The organism is Nonomuraea jiangxiensis, assembly GCF_900099965.1.
Taxonomy (GTDB): Bacteria; Actinomycetota; Actinomycetes; order Streptosporangiales; family Streptosporangiaceae; genus Nonomuraea; species Nonomuraea jiangxiensis.
The window spans coordinates 71,487-86,100 of record NZ_FNDJ01000010.1 but is presented as its reverse complement, the minus strand read 5'-3'; the positions used below and the strand labels follow the sequence as shown (position 1 = coordinate 86,100).

Sequence of the window (14,614 nt, the reverse complement as noted above, 5' to 3'; positions counted from 1 at the left end):
CATGGAATCCGTCTTCACCTACGGGGCGCCGGCGCTGAAGTTCGGCCCCGGCGCGTCGGCGGAGGTCGGCCACGACCTGGCCGGGTACGGCGTCCGCCGCGTGCTCGTCGTCACCGATCCCGGCGTCGCGGCCACCGGCCATCCGCGGCGCATCGCCGACCAGCTCGCCGGCTACGGCATCGAGGCCGCGGTGTACGACGGCGTGCAGGTCGAGCCGACCGACGAGAGCCTGCGCCGGGCCGCCGAGCACGCCGAGGCCACCGGGCCGTGGGACGCGTTCGTCGCGGTCGGCGGCGGGTCGAGCATCGACACCGCCAAGGCCGCCAACCTGCTGACGACCAACCCGGGCGACCTGATGGACTACGTCAACGCGCCCATCGGCGCCGGCCGGGCCCCCGAGCATCCGCTCAAGCCGCTGGTCGCGGTGCCGACCACGACCGGCACGGGCGCGGAGAGCACCACGGTGTGCGTGCTGGACGTGCTCTCGCTCAAGGTCAAGACCGGCATCAGCCACGTACGGCTGCGCCCGGCCCTCGCGGTCGTCGATCCCGACCTGACGATGACGCAGCCGGCCGGGGTGACGGCCGCCGCGGGCATGGACATCCTGTGCCACGCGCTGGAGAGCTACACGGCCCGGCCGTACACGTCGTTCGAGGCCAGGCGGCCGGAGCAGCGGGTGCCGTACTGCGGCTCCAACCCGATCTCCGACATGTGGTCGGAGCGGGCGATGGCGCTGCTGGCGACGTCGTTCCGGACGGCGGTGCGGCACGGCGACGACGTGCGGGCGCGGGCCGACATGGCGCTGGCGGCGACGTTCGCCGGGCTCGGGTTCGGCAACGCCGGGGTGCACATCCCGCACGCCAACGCCTACCCGATCGCCGGGCGCGTCAAGGACTTCCGCCCCGCGGGCTACGACGGCCCGGCGTCCGGCGCGCACCCACCGGCGGAGCCGCTCGTGCCGCACGGCATGGCGGTGGCCCTGACCGCGCCCGAGGCGTTCCGCTTCACCTTCGAGGCCGATCCGGAGCGCCACCTCAGGGCGGCCGAACTGCTCGATCCCGGCGCCGACCGGCCACGCGACCCGGCCGGCCACCTGCCGGAGGTGCTGACCCGCCTGATGCGCGACATCGGCCTGCCCAACGGCATCGGCGAGGTCGGCTACACCGAGGCGGACGTGCCCGATCTGGTGGCGGGCACGCTGCGGCAGGAGCGCCTGCTGGCCACCGCTCCCCGGCCGGTGGACGCGGAGGCCGTAACGGGAATCCTTCTCCGCTCGATCGAGAACTGGTGACCCGGGCCCGAATCGTGGGCGCGAGTGCTATTTCACATGCTCCGCGTACGCCAGGTTTTCCTCAAAACCGACAGATGATGAGAAGCCACATGACAGGTGATTCCCCTCCCACCGGTCCCGCGCTCCCGCCCAGAATCGACACGTCCATGCCGCAAGCGGCACGCATGTGGAATTACTGGCTCGGCGGCAAGGACTATTACGACATCGACCGCGAGGTAGGTGACCAATTCAGTCAATCCTTCCCCGATATTGTGCATATTGCCCGCCTGTCCAGGCATCTGCTGGCCCGCATCGTGCGTTATCTGGTCAGTGAGGCGGGCGTGCGCCAGTTCCTCGACGTCGGCACCGGGCTGCCCACAGTGGACAACACCCACGAGGTCGCCCAGCGGGCGGACCCGTCCTGCCGGGTGATGTACGTGGACAACGACCCCCTCGTGCTCGCCCACGCCCGTGCCCTGCTGGTCGGCACGCCGGAGGGTGCCACCGACTACATCGAGGCCGACCTGCGCGACCCCGACGCGATCATCGCCGCCGCGGCCAGGACCCTGGACCTCTCCCGGCCCGTGGGGCTCATGCTGATGGGGATCGTGGGGTTCCTGTCCGACGACGAGGGGGCGCACGACATCGTGGCCCGGCTCATGGACGCCCTGCCACCGGGCAGCCACCTGGCCCTGTGGGACGGCGTCAACGTGGTCACCGGCGAGTCCCTCGACCGGGCGCAGGAGGACTACAACCAGGGGCCCGGGGCGCCGTACAAGCTGCGGAGCAGGGAGGAGTTCACCGCGTTCTTCGACGGGCTGCGGCTGGTCCCGCCGGGCGTGGTGTCCCTCCCGCTGTGGCGCCCCGACCCCGATCCCCTCGCCCCGCTCGCGGAGGTGGACGCGCTGTGCGGCGTCGCCCGCAAGCCCTGAGTCCGCGCGAGGGAGGTCTTGAGCCCTACAGCGCCGCCATGGCCTGGCGGAGGATCTCCCTGGTCGCCGCCGGGGGCGGCGCCTGCACGATGAACTCGTTCATCAACTGCTGGTAGGGGCTGACCTCGGAGGGCTTGGTCAGATACTGGGCGCCGGCGAAGTGTTCGAGGTAGACCACGTCGTCCAGCTCCGCCTGGGCGAAACGCAGGACGGTGATCGGGCCGACGCCGCCGACCGTGCCCTCGGCGCTGAACGGCATCACCTGCAGCGTGATGTGGGGCGACTCGGCCAGCTCGCCCAGGCGGCGGAGCTGGTCGCGCATGACCGCCGCGCCGCCGATCGGGCGTCGCAGCGCGGCCTCGTCCAGCACCGCCCAGAGCTTGCGCGGCGTGGGCGCGGCCAGGATCCGCTGGCGGCGCATGCGCACCTCGACACGGCGTTCGATCTGCTCGGCGGGCTCGCCCCTCAGTCCCTGGGAGATGACCGCGCGGGCGTAGTCCTCGGTCTGCAGCAGCCCCGGGACGAACTGGATCTCGTGCGTACGGATCAGCGCCGCGTCCTGCTCCAGCCCGAGATACGTGTCGAACCAGTCGGGGATCACGTCGCGGTAGTCCTGCCACCAGCCGGGGGCGTTGGCCTGCTCGGCCAGGGTCAGCAGGGCCGAGCGCTCAGCGTCGTCGGCTACGTCGTAGAGGATGAGGAGATCGGCCACGTCACGCAGCTTGAAGCTGCAGCGCCCGCACTCCATCCGGCTGATCTTGGAATGCGACGCCCGAATGGTGTATCCCGCCTTTTCGCGGCTGATCCCTCGCGCCTCCCTCAGCTGCCGCAACTGCGCGCCCACCAGTATGCGCAGCGCCGTCGGTCCCGGCTGCCGGAAATCCCCTCTCAGGATTTCGGTCAGATCGCCCATATCACGTGTAATCGCCATTCGTCCCCCCTCAACCTCTCATAACACCGCCGGGCCAGCAGCAATCCCGCCCCGCCAGCCAACACAACACCATATTTCGCATTGAGCAGCCAACGCACCGCCATTGCCTCGATACGGAGTATGACGTTTCAGATTCTTGTGATCCCCTCGCTGCCTCGGCAGCGAATTCCGGCTGTTAGAGCGGCGAATTCCGGTTTGTCGCCGTCCGCGCCAAAAATCGAGGCCGGAGCGCGTCCCCCGCCGCTCCGGCCTCCCGATTCGGCCGTGGCGCGCCGATCAGCCCTTGATCTCGATGCGACGGGAGCGGCCCTGCTCGGTCTTGGGCACGCGGATGGTCAAAACCCCGTCCTGCAACTCGCCGTCGATCTGCTCGGTGTCGGCGTCGTTCGGCAGGACGGTCCGGTAGATGAACCTGCCGGTACGCCGCCGGAGCGCCTTGCCCTCCTTGTCCTGCTCCTCGACCTCGCCGTGCACGCTCAGCTGGTTCCCCTCGACGTCGACGTGGACGTCGTCCCGCTTGAGGCCGGGCAGCTCGGCGCGTACGACGTAGGCGTCCGGCGTCTCCTCGGTCTCGGCCAGCGGCCGCCAGGCGGTGACGGCGCTCTCTCCGCCTTCCTCGAACAGCCGGCCCAACTGGTCCCACAGCTCCTGGAACTCGGTGATGGGATCCAAGGAGCGGCCCATCCAGTGGCCGCCGGGCCGTTGCGCCGGCACCCGATTACGCCTGATGGGCAAAGCCATCGCCACTCACCTCCGTGACATGAGGACGTGGGTCCCCCTCGATGGTTCGTCCCGGCCCACTTACCCCTGCCTCAGGCCGCAAACGCGCAGGTGAGGGGCCTGATGGCGGCTACCGTCCGGGGATCAGGCGCATCCCGTCCGGCAGGCCCGTGACGGTGGCGGTGCCGTCGCCGGCGACGCTCACCTCGACCTCGCCGCCCGCCACCCGCAGGCCGCCGACGGTCAGCGCGCCCAGGGGGGCGCCGGCCAGCGGGCGCAGGGTGGCCTGGCCCGCCGGCACGTCCGGGTGGAGCCCGAGCGCCGCGTGAACGATGGTGAGCGCGGCGGCGGCGGACCACGCCTGGGGGCGGCAGGCCGCGGGGTAGGCCACCGGGCGGCCCACCCGGTGGCGGGCGTCGCCCCCGTACAGCTCGGGGAGCCGGTAGTCGAACGACTCGGCGGCGGCGAGCAACCCTTCGGCCAGTGTGGCCGCCTGCGCGTCGAAGCCCTCGCGGGCCAGCCCGGCCAGGACGATGGCCGTGTCGTGCGGCCAGATGGAGCCGCAGTGGTAGGACAGCGGGCTGAACCCCGCGTCGAGCGCGGACATCGTCCGCAGGCCGAAGCCCTCCGCCAGGCCCGGCCCGCCCAGCAGGCCCGCGACCTGGGCCGACTCCTCCGGCGTCAGCAGCCCGGTGCCGAGGAGGTGGCCGATGTTGCTGGTGAGGGCGTCCACCGGGCGCTTGTCGCGGTCGAGCGCGAGCGCGGGGAAGGGGCCGTGGGCGCCGTCCACCCAGAAGGCCGCGCGGAACCGGCCGGCCAGCGTGGCCGCGTACTCGCGCCAGCGGTCGGCGCCCGGGCGGCCGAAGGCGTCCAGGAGGGCGGCCCCGTGCAGGGCGGCCTGGTGGGCGTAGCCCTGCACCTCGGCCAGCGCGATCGGCGGCTCTGCCAGGCTGCCGTCATGGAAGCGGATCGAGTCGCCGGAGTCCTTCCAGCCCTGGTTGGCCAGGCCGTGGCCGGAGGTGTCGACGTACTCCAGGAATCCGTCCCGATCGGGGTCGGCGTGGTCGGCGAGCCAGCCCAGCGCGGCCTCCAGGTGCGGCAGGAGCGGCTCGACCTCGTGCTCGGGCAGGCCCCAGCGCCACGCGTCGTGCAGCAGGCTGATCCACAGGGGCGTCGCGTCGATGGTGCCGTAGTAGGCGGCGGGCACCCGCCGGCCGTCCTCGCCCAGGACGATGGCGTGCCGGCGCAGCTCGTGCATGATCTTGCCGGGGGCCTCGCCGGAGCGCGGGTCGAGGCGCTCGCCCTGGCGGCGGGCCAGCACCCGCAGGGTGCCGCCGGCCAGGGCGGTGCCCAGCGGGAGGAGCATCCGGGCGGCCCAGATGCTGTCCCGGCCGAACAACGTCAGGAACCAGGGCACCCCCGCGCCGAGGAAGGTGTCCTCCGGCGCGTCCGGCGTGGCCAGGCGGAGCGAGCGCAGGTCCGCCAGCGCCTGGTCCAGCAGGCGGGTGAGGCGCCGGTCGGCGGCGTCCACCCGCGGCGGGCTCCATTCGGGCGGGCCGGCGGCGGGCACGACGAAGGCGCCGGCCGGGTCCTGCACGACGAGCCGCCAGGACAGGGTCGTCCGGCCGCGCGGGGGCAGGTCGATCTTCCAGGTCAGGCGGGGCTCGTCCCCCGGCCGTGCCTCGGCCCCCTGCCCCGTGACGATCACGTGGGCGCCCGCCGACCGCCAGGTCAGCCGTCCCTGGCCGGCCGCCGCCGCCGGGACGGGGAACCCGGTGACGCGGCCGGTCTTGACCGCGTCCATGGCGGCGAAGTCACAGGCCAGCTCGACCGTCACGGTCGCGTTCACCGGTACGGAGGCGGTGGAGCTGATCTCCACGGACTCGGTCATCCCGTACGGCGTGAGCTCCCGCACCCGGTCCAGCCGGACCGTGGGATCGGCCCCCGAGTCGCCCAGCCACCGGGCCAGCGACACGAACCTCGTGCGCCCCGCCCCGTCGTGGGCGTGCCCGACGGCCTCCGGCTCGGTGTCGTCGACGAGGAGCCGGGCCTGCGACAGCACGCGGCGGTCCGCGTGGAAGAGCCCCTGCACCCCGGCCGGCCGCAGCTGACCGTCGGTTCCGCTCAGCGCGCCGGTCGGCGCCATGACCGTGCCGACCAGGTCGTGCAGCAACGGTTGAAGCACTACGACTCCCTCTTGACAGAACCCCATCCGGAGTGCAATTTTTTCTGACATCCTGCAATTTGAACGATCAAATCATGCCTTACTGGACTTTGAACGTTCAACCCCTTTAGGAAGGCGCTCCATGGCGGACAAGGTGACGATCACCGACGTGGCCAGGGCCGCGGGGGTGTCCCGCCAGACGGTGTCGAACACCCTCAACAGCCCCGAGGTCGTCCGCGACGAGACGCGCCGCCACGTCCTGGAAGTGATCGCGCGGCTCGGCTACCGCGCCAACCAGGCCGCCCGCCAGATGCGTACCGGCCGCTCCCGCCTGATCGCCATCCGCATCGACCCCGGCGGCGACGGCATCAACGGCTCGGTGCTCGACCGTTTCCTGCACGGCCTGACCGAGTCGGCGGCCCGCGCGGGCTACCGGATCCTGCTCTACACCGCCCACGACGACCGCTCCGAGATCGCGACCTTCGAGGACCTGATCGCCTCGTACGAGCCGGACGCCTTCGTGCTCACCGCCACGCACCACGACGACCTGCGGACCTCCTGGCTGCTGGAGCGCCGCGTGCCGTTCGTCGCGTTCGGCCGGCCGTGGAGCGATCTGCCCCGTACCCAACATCCCTGGGTGGACGTGGACGGCGCCGCGGGAACCGCGGCGGCCACCCGCCACCTGCTGGCGGCCGGTCACCGGCGCGTCGGCTTCGTCGGCTGGCCGCCCGGCTCGGGGGTGGGCGACGACCGGCGCGCCGGCTGGGAGCGCACGCTCGCCGAGCACGGCCTGCGGCCCGACGACCTGCACCGGGCGGGCGAGGACGGCATCGCCACCGGGGAGAGCGCGGCCCGCGACCTGCTCGGCGCCGGAGCCACCGCGCTGGTGTGCGCGAGCGACTCGCTCGCCCTGGGCGCGCTGAACGTGGCCGGCCCCGGCGTCGCCGTGACCGGCTTCGACGACACGCCGGTGGCCGGGGCGATCGGCCTGACCAGCGTGCACCAGCCGCTCGGCGAGGCCGCGGCCGCCTGCGTCGCGCTGCTCACACGCGCCCTGGACAGCGCCGAGCCACCGGCCACCCACATGCTGCTCCAACCCTCCCTGACCATCAGGCGGTCGGCATGAACTCCCGTCCCCCCACGCGAGAACAGGATCCCCCGATGAATCCCAACACCCGCCGCACGAGCAGGGCCGTCACCAGCATCGCCTGCGCCTCGATGCTGGTGACGACCGCCTGCGGCAGCGGCTTCGACGACGCTCCCGGACAGTCCGCCCAGCAGAGCGGCGGCCCTGTCACGCTGCAGATCCTCATCGGCTCCTCCGGCGACGCGGAGACGAACGCCGTCAAGCAGGCCGCCCAGACCTGGGCCGCCGCGAGCGGGACCGGCGCCACGGTGACCCCCGCCCAGGACCTGACGCAGCAGCTCGGCCAGGCCTTCGCCGGCGACAGCCCGCCCGACGTCTTCTACGTGGACGCCATCCGCTTCGCCGACTACGCCAGCGTCGGCGCGCTCGAACCGTACGCCGGCAAGATCAGCAGTCCGGACGACTTCTACCCGACCCTGCGCACGGCCTTCACCTACAACGGCACGTTCTACTGCGCGCCGAAGGACTTCTCCACCCTGGCCCTGATCGTCAACCAGGACCTGTGGGCCAAGGCCGGGCTCGGCGACTCCGACGTGCCGACGACCTGGGAGCAGCTCACCTCGGTCAGCGAGAAGATCAAGGCCGCCGGCATCACCCCGCTGGCGCTCGGCGACACGCGCGACCGCGTCGGCGCGTTCATGGTCCAGGCCGGCGGCTGGATCACCAGCCCCGACGGCAAGCAGGCCACCGCCGACAGCCCGCAGAACCTCGCGGCCCTCGACTACGTACGCACGCTGCTGGCCGGCAAGCTGGCCCAGTACCCGAGCCAGCTCGACGCGGGCTGGAGCGGCGAGGCGTTCGGCGCGGGCAAGGTCGCCATGACCATCGAGGGCAACTGGATCAAGGGCGCGCTCAAGGCCGACTACCCCGACGTCAAGTACGCCGCGTACGAGCTGCCCGCGGGACCCAAGGGCAAGGGCTCCCTGTCGTTCACCACCTGCTGGGGCATCGCCGCCAAGAGCCGCCACAAGGAGCAGGCCATCTCGTTCGTCGAGGCGATGACCAAGGCCGACCAGCAGATGGCCTTCGCCAGGGCGTTCGGCGTCATGCCCTCGCGGCAGTCCGCGAGGAGCACCTACACCGGTGAGTTCCCCGCCGACGTGCCCTTCGTCAACGCCGTCGACTACGCCCAGGGCCCGGTCAACGCCCCCAAGATGGACAGCGTCCTGGACGACTTCGACACCGGCCTGCAGAAGCTGACCTCCACCGCACCCAAGACGCTGCTGGAGCGCGTACAGAAGAACACGCAAGCAGCGCTCGGCACGTCATGACCGGGCGCCGACCCGGCGCGGCGAAGGAGAACCTCGCGGGCTGGCTGTTCGTGGCGCCCGTCGTGGTCATCCTGGGCCTGTTCATGCTGGCGCCGATCCTCATGGCGATGTGGGTGAGCCTGACCGACTGGAACGGGCAGGGCAGCCCCTTCCGCGCCGGCGTGCCCTTCGTCGGCCTGGACAACTACACGCGCCTGTTCGCCGAGGAGGGGCTGGCCCGGCAGGACTTCATGACCAGCGTGCGCAACAACGTCTACTACGTGGCCATCGTGGTGCCGGCCCAGACCGGCCTGGCCCTCGGGCTGGCGCTGATCGTCAACGGCAGGCTGCTGCGCGGCAGGACGTTCTTCCGTGCCGCGTTCTACTTCCCGTCGGTCACCAGCTCGGTGGCGATCAGCGTGGTGTTCCTGTTCGTGTTCGCCAACTCGGGGGCCGTCAACGGGCTGCTCCGCCTGTTCGGCGTGGAGGGCCCCCAGTGGTTCGCCGACTCGCGCGGCATCCTGCACCTGGTGCTGGGCGCGCTCGGGGTGGTCGATCCCGACGCGCCGCCGGCGGCGCTCACCGGCGGCGGACCGTTCGGGCTGTCGTGGTGGGAGTGGTTGTCGGGGCCGAGCGTGGCCATGACGACCATCATCGTGCTGGTCGTCTGGACGACCTCGGGGACGTTCATGCTCATGTTCCTGGCGGCGCTGCAGAACATCCCGGTGACCCTGGAGGAGGCCGCCCTGCTGGACGGGGCGGGCCGCCGCCAGGTCTTCACGCACGTGACGTTGCCGCTGCTCAAGCCCACCATGTTCCTGGTGCTCACGCTCGGGATGATCGCGACCTGGCAGGTCTTCGACCAGGTGTACGTGATGAGCCAGGGCAACCCCGCCAAGACCACGCTCACCCCGGCCTTCCTGTCGTACCAGACCGCCTTCAACGGCTTCGAGTACGGCTCCGGCACCGCGATCTCGTTCGTGCTCTTCGCCATCATCGTGGTGCTGACGCTGGTCCAGCGGTGGGTCCTGCGCGAACGGAGGGCCTGACATGCCGGACAGAAAGCGCTCCCTGGCCTCCACCTTCGCCGGCTACTTCATCCTGATCTTCGTCGCGCTCGTCTTCCTCTACCCGTTCGTCATCCAGATCGCCACCTCGTTCAAGACCGAGCCCGACGCGGCGGCCAACCCGCTCTCACCCCTGCCCCACCTCGCGACCCTCGACGGCTACGAGCGGGTCTTCGGCACCGACCTACCGCTGTGGCTGGGCAACTCGCTCCTGGTGACGGTGATCATCACGACCGGGCGGGTGCTGCTGGACTCCATGGCCGGCTACGCCCTGGCCCGGCTGCGCTTCCGCGGGCGGCGGGCGCTCTTCGCGACGATCGTCGCGGTGATCGCGGTGCCGGGGGTGGTGCTGTTCATCCCGAAGTTCCTGGTGCTGAACCAGCTCGGCATGTACGACAGCTACACGGCGTTGATCCTGCCGGTGATCGCGGACGCCGCCGGGGTGTTCATCATGAAGCAGTTCTTCGAGTCCATCCCGGTCACCGTCGAGGAGGCCGCCCGCATCGACGGGGCCGGTGTGTTCCGCACGTTCTGGTCCGTCGTGCTGCCGATGGCCCGCCCCGCGCTGCTGACGCTGACGATCATCTCCGTCCAGAGCTCGTGGAACGAGTTCCCGCACACCCTCGTGGCGGTGCAGGACCCGGCCCTGTTCACGTTGCCGCGCGGGCTGGCCGACCTGGTGTCGGGGTCGCTGGGCAAGGGCACGCAGTATCCGCTCAAGCTCGGCGCGGCGGTGCTGGCCACCGTACCGGTGGCGATCGTCTTCGTGGTGTTCCAGCGCTATTTCGTCCGGGGCGCCAACGAGGGCTCGGACAAGGGCTGACCGGACCTGGGCGCCTGCGGTCAGGCGCCCAGGTCGCGCACGATGTTGTCCAGGCGGTGCGCCAGCGCGTCCAGGGTCGCGTCGGTCATGGGCCCCGCCGGTACGTAGGGCGCGATCTCGTCGCGGCTGGCGATGACGAGCCCCTTGTGCGCGGCGTCCACCTCGGCGGCGGGCACGACGACGCAGTCACCTCGGACGAACACCAGCGTGGCGTCGGGGTGGGACGACTGCAGCAGTTCGCGGACGCATTCCCGGTCGATGAGTGACATCGCGGCTCCTCACCTCGTCCGTCCGGTGCCCGGCGGAGCACCTCCAGCAGCCCGCTTACCCCGCTGGAGCGGCTGAAACCCGGCCCCGCCGGACCCGGGATCATTACTCCGCCCGCCCGGGCCCCTGCCGCGTGGCGTCGTGAAACCGTACATGCCGCCCGCCCTATGACGGTCCGGTCGAAAGCTGAACCAGGGCCCTGACCAGGACTTTTGCCGAAGGCGCGCCACTCCTCTCAGTACTCGGACAATTACTGAAAGTGACCTTATGGTGTTGTCAGTGGGCTCAGGGGCCCCTCAGCGAGGGAGAGGATCAGCATGGCGCAGGAACCGAGAATAGACGTGGAGGTCGCCGCCAAAGGCGCGGCGGGCAGCCTGAAAGCCGAGCAGGCACGGCAGGTCGCCGAGGCTCTCGGGCGGCAGGGGGTGTGGTTCGCGACCCCGCCCGCCCGCGAAGGCCAGGCGCCCAGGCCCGACCACGTCTGGGAGCTGGTCGGCGACCGGCCGCACCTGGGATACACGGCCACCGGCCGGGCCAACGTCTACCTGGCCGAAGGGCACGCGGCGCTGACCAGGCCGCTGATCCTCGCCGACGGCTTCAACTACGGGCCGAGCGACCTGGACGCGCTGTGGCGGCACTTCAACGCCTCCTACGAGAAGGGCAAGCCCGGCTTCCTCGACCGGCTGCGCTCGATGGGCATCGACGTCGTGCTGCTCGGGTTCGACCAGCGGCATACCTACATCCAGGCCAACGGGGCCGTGGCGGTGAGCTGCGTGCAGCGCGTCATCGCGGAGCGGCAGAGTGACAACCCGCTGACCGTCGGCGGCGTCAGCATGGGTGGCATGGTCACCCGCTACGCGCTGGCCCGCATGGAGAGCGACCGCGTCGACCACCAGACCGACAAATACTTCTCCTTCGACACCCCGCACCTGGGCGCCTGGATCCCGCTGGTGCTGCAGCAGCTCGCCTACCTGCACGAGTCGCTCGAACAGCGCTCCGACGGGCCGGGCCAGGCCGAGCTGATCCGCAGCCCGGCCGCGCAGCAGCTCCTGTGGGCCTGGGTGGAGAACGAGCACTACTCGGGCCCGGTGACCACGGCCAGCTCCCTGCGCACGGACTTCCTGGACGACCTGCGCAGGGTCGGCTGGTTCCCGATGCGCCCGTACAAGCTGGGCCTGGCCAACGGCGCCGGCGACGGCACGGGGCTCGAACTGCCGCCCGGCGCGCCGGTCTTCGACCTCGACGCCGATCCGTTCCAGCTCGTCGCCCGCATCCAGCCCGACATGGGCGAGCTGCAGAACGTCGGCAGCATCCGCTACGGCGCGCCCATATGGGCGAGCGCCACCTCTCACGTGCCCGCCTTCGACGGCGCGCCCGGCGGCACGCTGGACTCCTGGGGCAGGATCGCCGACGCGATGGGCCTGCCGATCGACAACCGGTTCCGCAACAGCGCCTTCGTGCCCGCGGTCAGCGCCATCGCCCTGGCCAGGGACCCGTTCCAGTGGCAGTCGGAGCTCTACCTGGACCTCAGGGACCTGCCGAAGGACGAGACGTTCCTGGACGCGTTCTGCTGCGATGCCCGCAACTCCGCGCACGGCACCATCTCCAAGGTGCTGGCCGGATGGTTCCTGGAGCAGATCGCCGGGTGGTGAGGCCGCCCGCTGACCGACGATCAGGTGCCGGCTCGCGCGTGCGAGCCGGCACCTGGCGTGTCAGCGGTCGCCCCGGTAGAGGCACAGGAGCTGGTCGCGGGTGGCGTTCTTGTCACGGAAGGCGATGACGGCGGGGCTCTCGCCGCTGTAGTGGTCGGGCAGCCGCTCGTCGGCGGTCCACCTGGTGCCGTCGAAGCAGGTCCACCACAGGCTCCGGTCGAGGCCGCCGCGGTGCACGCAGTAGAGCCGGTCCTTGTAGACGGCCAGGGCCGGGCCCTCGGAGGAGAAGTGCTTGGGCAGCCGCTTGCCGGGGCTCCACTCGGAGCCGTCCCAGCGGGTCCACCACAGGCAGGTGTCCTCGCCGTCGCCGCGGTACACGCAGTAGAGATGCCCCTGGTACGCCGCCAGCGCCGGGTTGGAGCGGCTGGCGTGATCCGGGAACCGCTCGTCGGGGCTCCAGGCCGTGCCGTTCCACCGGGTCCACCACAGGGAGGAGTCGGCGTGGCCGCGGTGCACGCAGTAGAGCTCCCCGTCGTAGGCGGCCAGGGCCGGCGCGGCGCCGCTGGAGTGCCTGGGCAGGCGGGCGTCCGGGGTCCACTTCACCCCGTTCCAGCGGGTCCACCACAACGAGCCGTCGTCGCCGGTGCCGGCGTGCACGCAGTAGAGGTGCCCGTCGTACGCGGCGACCGCCGGGCCGTGGGAGCTGAAGTGCCTGGGGAGCCTCCGGTCATCGCTCCACCCCCCGTCGGCGTCGTAGAGGGTCCACCACAGGCCGATGTCGTCGTCACTGCCTCGGTGGCCGAGGTAAAGCCGGTCCCGGTATTCCGCGACGGCCGGCCTGGAGACGTTGAAGTGGTCCACGAACCGCTGGTCAGCGCTCCAGCCCTCGCCGGGCTCGTAGACCGACCAGTGCAGCCGGGACTCGGCCTGGGGGAAGCCGGCCTCGCGGGCCGGGACGAGCATGGCGGGCGCGACCCAGGGCGAGACCAGCTTGACGCCGTACGGCCGGGCGATCGAGGAGATCCAGCCGGCCTTGGCCCGCACCGACCGCTCGACGATCGGGCCGAGCCAGGTGCCCAGCACGGCACCGGCGGTGTCCCCGATGAGCCGGGCGAACTCGGCGCACCGCAGGGCCGCGGCCTCGTTCAGGTGGATCTCGAACCCCCACCACCTGGCGACCGGCCACACCTCGGCCCCCTTGGCACGCAGCTCCTTCTGGAGCTTGCGCACCCGGTCCAGGCCCCGGGAGTCGAGCTCGGCGATCTGACGTTCGCCCTCCCGCGTGGCCGCCAGCCACTCCGACTCGGCGGCGGCACGGGTCGCGAGATCGTCGCCGGCCTCCAGCAGCTCGGTCTCGACGGCGGCGTCGACGGCGGCGCTGGCCGCCGGGTCGTCCTGGGCGTGCAGCAGCACGTCCTCGCCGGTCACCGTGGTCTCCGTATGGTCGGCCCGGGTCTCGTCAGTCATTTCCAGCCCCCCTGGAATGCCGTACGATCCGGCCCAAGGCAGGACCGTACGATGCGGAAACGTACGAACCTGGCCATAGTAACCTTACGTAGTTGACCGGCTACTTCAGGGTCATCCCTTCCTGGCGACTCCGGCCATCAGGTAGCCGGGCAGGCCCTCCTCGCCGATCAGGTCGGGGTGGTCCGGCCGCCACTCGCACACGTGCACGAGCCCGGGCTCGATCAGCTCGAAGTCGCCGAAGAACGCGCGGATCTCCGCCAGCTCGCGGCCCTGGGCGCCGCCGGTGGAGGAACCGCGGTAGACATCGCGTACGTTCTCCTCGTCGCGCTCCTGGCCCAGACCCTCGACGGCATGGGTGAGCACGAGATAGCTGCCGGGCGCCACGGCGTCGCGCAGCACCTTGACCATGCTCGCCGGATCGTCGGCGTCCTGGACGAAGTGCAGGATCGACACCAGCAGCACGGCGACGGGCTGGTTCAGGTCGAGGAAGCCGGTGACCTCGGGCATGGCCAGCAACTCGGCCGGCCGCAGCAGGTCGGCCTGCACGAAGACGACCTTCCCCTCCTCCTCCAGCAGCGCCCGAGCGTGGGTGGCGACGACCGGATCGTGGTCGACGTAGACCACCTTGGCGTCCGGGGACACCTCGCGGACGACCTCGTGCACGTTGCCCCCGGTGGGCAGGCCGCTGCCCAGGTCGAGGAACTGCCGTACGCCCGCGGCGGCCAGATGGCGCACGGAACGTTGCAGGAATGCGCGATTGGCCCTGGCCAGGGGGATGGCCGCGGGAATGTGCTCGGCGATCCGGTCGACCGCCTCCCGATCCACGGCGAGGTTGTCCTTCCCGCCGAGCATGTAGTCGTACATCCTTGCGAGATTCGGCGTTTTTGGGTCGAAGGCCACGAGGTGATGGTAGAGCTATGGACC

The 14,614-nt window shown here is 71.2% G+C and carries 13 protein-coding genes; 7 read left to right on the top strand and 6 right to left on the bottom strand.

Features of this window, described 5'->3' with window-relative positions; all coding sequences use genetic code 11:
* The first annotated feature begins 1 nt into the window (after position 1).
* A complete protein-coding gene (locus BLS95_RS22250; RefSeq protein ID WP_090934285.1) occupies positions 2 to 1,291 on the top strand; it encodes a hydroxyacid-oxoacid transhydrogenase in 1,290 nt (429 codons plus the stop codon).
* Between the two features lie 89 nt (positions 1,292 to 1,380).
* Positions 1,381 to 2,202 (top strand): SAM-dependent methyltransferase, encoded by an 822-nt coding sequence (locus tag BLS95_RS22245; protein WP_090934282.1) that lies wholly within the window; start codon positions 1,381 to 1,383, stop codon positions 2,200 to 2,202.
* A 25-nt stretch (positions 2,203 to 2,227) separates the two neighbouring features.
* On the opposite strand, the gene BLS95_RS22240 is transcribed toward BLS95_RS22245, so the two are convergent.
* The 3 genes from BLS95_RS22240 to BLS95_RS22230 all read right to left on the bottom strand — a co-directional run bounded on the left by BLS95_RS22240 (position 2,228) and on the right by BLS95_RS22230 (position 6,038).
* Positions 2,228 to 3,115, bottom strand: coding sequence for a helix-turn-helix domain-containing protein (locus BLS95_RS22240; protein WP_090934279.1), 888 nt, complete (start codon positions 3,113 to 3,115; stop codon positions 2,228 to 2,230).
* A gap of 294 nt (positions 3,116 to 3,409) precedes the next feature.
* Entirely contained in the window at positions 3,410 to 3,874 is a 465-nt protein-coding gene (locus BLS95_RS22235; RefSeq protein ID WP_090934276.1) for an Hsp20/alpha crystallin family protein, read from the bottom strand.
* Between the two features lie 109 nt (positions 3,875 to 3,983).
* Positions 3,984 to 6,038, bottom strand: a complete 2,055-nt coding sequence (locus BLS95_RS22230; protein ID WP_245765205.1) for an amylo-alpha-1,6-glucosidase — start codon at positions 6,036 to 6,038, stop codon at positions 3,984 to 3,986.
* Between the two features lie 121 nt (positions 6,039 to 6,159).
* Between BLS95_RS22230 and BLS95_RS22225 the strand changes: the two genes are divergently transcribed.
* Genes BLS95_RS22225 through BLS95_RS22210 form a run of 4 tightly spaced genes read left to right on the top strand, consistent with a single transcriptional unit; the run spans position 6,160 to position 10,304 of the window.
* Complete coding sequence (locus BLS95_RS22225) at positions 6,160 to 7,143, top strand: LacI family DNA-binding transcriptional regulator (RefSeq protein WP_090934271.1); 984 nt, start codon at positions 6,160 to 6,162, stop codon at positions 7,141 to 7,143.
* A gap of 35 nt (positions 7,144 to 7,178) precedes the next feature.
* Positions 7,179 to 8,435, top strand: a complete 1,257-nt coding sequence (locus tag BLS95_RS22220) for a sugar ABC transporter substrate-binding protein (RefSeq protein ID WP_090934268.1) — start codon at positions 7,179 to 7,181, stop codon at positions 8,433 to 8,435.
* Positions 8,432 to 9,463, top strand: a complete 1,032-nt coding sequence (locus tag BLS95_RS22215; protein WP_090934266.1) for a carbohydrate ABC transporter permease — start codon at positions 8,432 to 8,434, stop codon at positions 9,461 to 9,463. The genes BLS95_RS22220 and BLS95_RS22215 overlap by 4 nt, the downstream gene beginning before the upstream one ends.
* A gap of 1 nt (position 9,464) precedes the next feature.
* Complete coding sequence (locus BLS95_RS22210; protein ID WP_090934263.1) at positions 9,465 to 10,304, top strand: carbohydrate ABC transporter permease; 840 nt, start codon at positions 9,465 to 9,467, stop codon at positions 10,302 to 10,304.
* A 20-nt stretch (positions 10,305 to 10,324) separates the two neighbouring features.
* Here BLS95_RS22210 and BLS95_RS22205 read toward each other — a convergent pair whose 3' ends face one another.
* The gene (locus BLS95_RS22205) at positions 10,325 to 10,573 is read right to left on the bottom strand and encodes a hypothetical protein (protein WP_090934260.1); all 249 of its coding nucleotides are present in this window, start codon (positions 10,571 to 10,573) and stop codon (positions 10,325 to 10,327) included.
* A 315-nt stretch (positions 10,574 to 10,888) separates the two neighbouring features.
* Here BLS95_RS22205 and BLS95_RS22200 point away from each other — a divergent pair, with 315 nt between their 5' ends.
* Positions 10,889 to 12,223, top strand: a complete 1,335-nt coding sequence (locus tag BLS95_RS22200; RefSeq protein WP_143043833.1) for a lipase family protein — start codon at positions 10,889 to 10,891, stop codon at positions 12,221 to 12,223.
* Positions 12,224 to 12,283: 60 nt separating this feature from the next.
* On the opposite strand, the gene BLS95_RS22195 is transcribed toward BLS95_RS22200, so the two are convergent.
* Positions 12,284 to 13,690 (bottom strand): PLL family lectin, encoded by a 1,407-nt coding sequence (locus BLS95_RS22195; RefSeq protein WP_090934254.1) that lies wholly within the window; start codon positions 13,688 to 13,690, stop codon positions 12,284 to 12,286.
* A gap of 111 nt (positions 13,691 to 13,801) precedes the next feature.
* Complete coding sequence (locus BLS95_RS22190; protein WP_281250026.1) at positions 13,802 to 14,590, bottom strand: SAM-dependent methyltransferase; 789 nt, start codon at positions 14,588 to 14,590, stop codon at positions 13,802 to 13,804.
* Positions 14,591 to 14,614: the final 24 nt, after the last annotated feature.

Excerpts from the sequence above, each read along its gene's own strand:
- BLS95_RS22250 (WP_090934285.1), top strand. The coding sequence starts at position 2 with ATGGAATCCGTCTTCACCTACGGGGCGCCGGCGCTGAAGTTCGGCCCC.
- BLS95_RS22245 (WP_090934282.1), top strand. The coding sequence starts at position 1,381 with ATGACAGGTGATTCCCCTCCCACCGGTCCCGCGCTCCCGCCCAGAATC.
- BLS95_RS22240 (WP_090934279.1), bottom strand. The coding sequence starts at position 3,115 with ATGGGCGATCTGACCGAAATCCTGAGAGGGGATTTCCGGCAGCCGGGA.
- BLS95_RS22235 (WP_090934276.1), bottom strand. The coding sequence starts at position 3,874 with ATGGCTTTGCCCATCAGGCGTAATCGGGTGCCGGCGCAACGGCCCGGC.
- BLS95_RS22225 (WP_090934271.1), top strand. The coding sequence starts at position 6,160 with ATGGCGGACAAGGTGACGATCACCGACGTGGCCAGGGCCGCGGGGGTG.
- BLS95_RS22220 (WP_090934268.1), top strand. The coding sequence starts at position 7,179 with ATGAATCCCAACACCCGCCGCACGAGCAGGGCCGTCACCAGCATCGCC.
- BLS95_RS22215 (WP_090934266.1), top strand. The coding sequence starts at position 8,432 with ATGACCGGGCGCCGACCCGGCGCGGCGAAGGAGAACCTCGCGGGCTGG.
- BLS95_RS22210 (WP_090934263.1), top strand. The coding sequence starts at position 9,465 with ATGCCGGACAGAAAGCGCTCCCTGGCCTCCACCTTCGCCGGCTACTTC.
- BLS95_RS22205 (WP_090934260.1), bottom strand. The coding sequence starts at position 10,573 with ATGTCACTCATCGACCGGGAATGCGTCCGCGAACTGCTGCAGTCGTCC.
- BLS95_RS22200 (WP_143043833.1), top strand. The coding sequence starts at position 10,889 with ATGGCGCAGGAACCGAGAATAGACGTGGAGGTCGCCGCCAAAGGCGCG.
- BLS95_RS22195 (WP_090934254.1), bottom strand. The coding sequence starts at position 13,690 with ATGACTGACGAGACCCGGGCCGACCATACGGAGACCACGGTGACCGGC.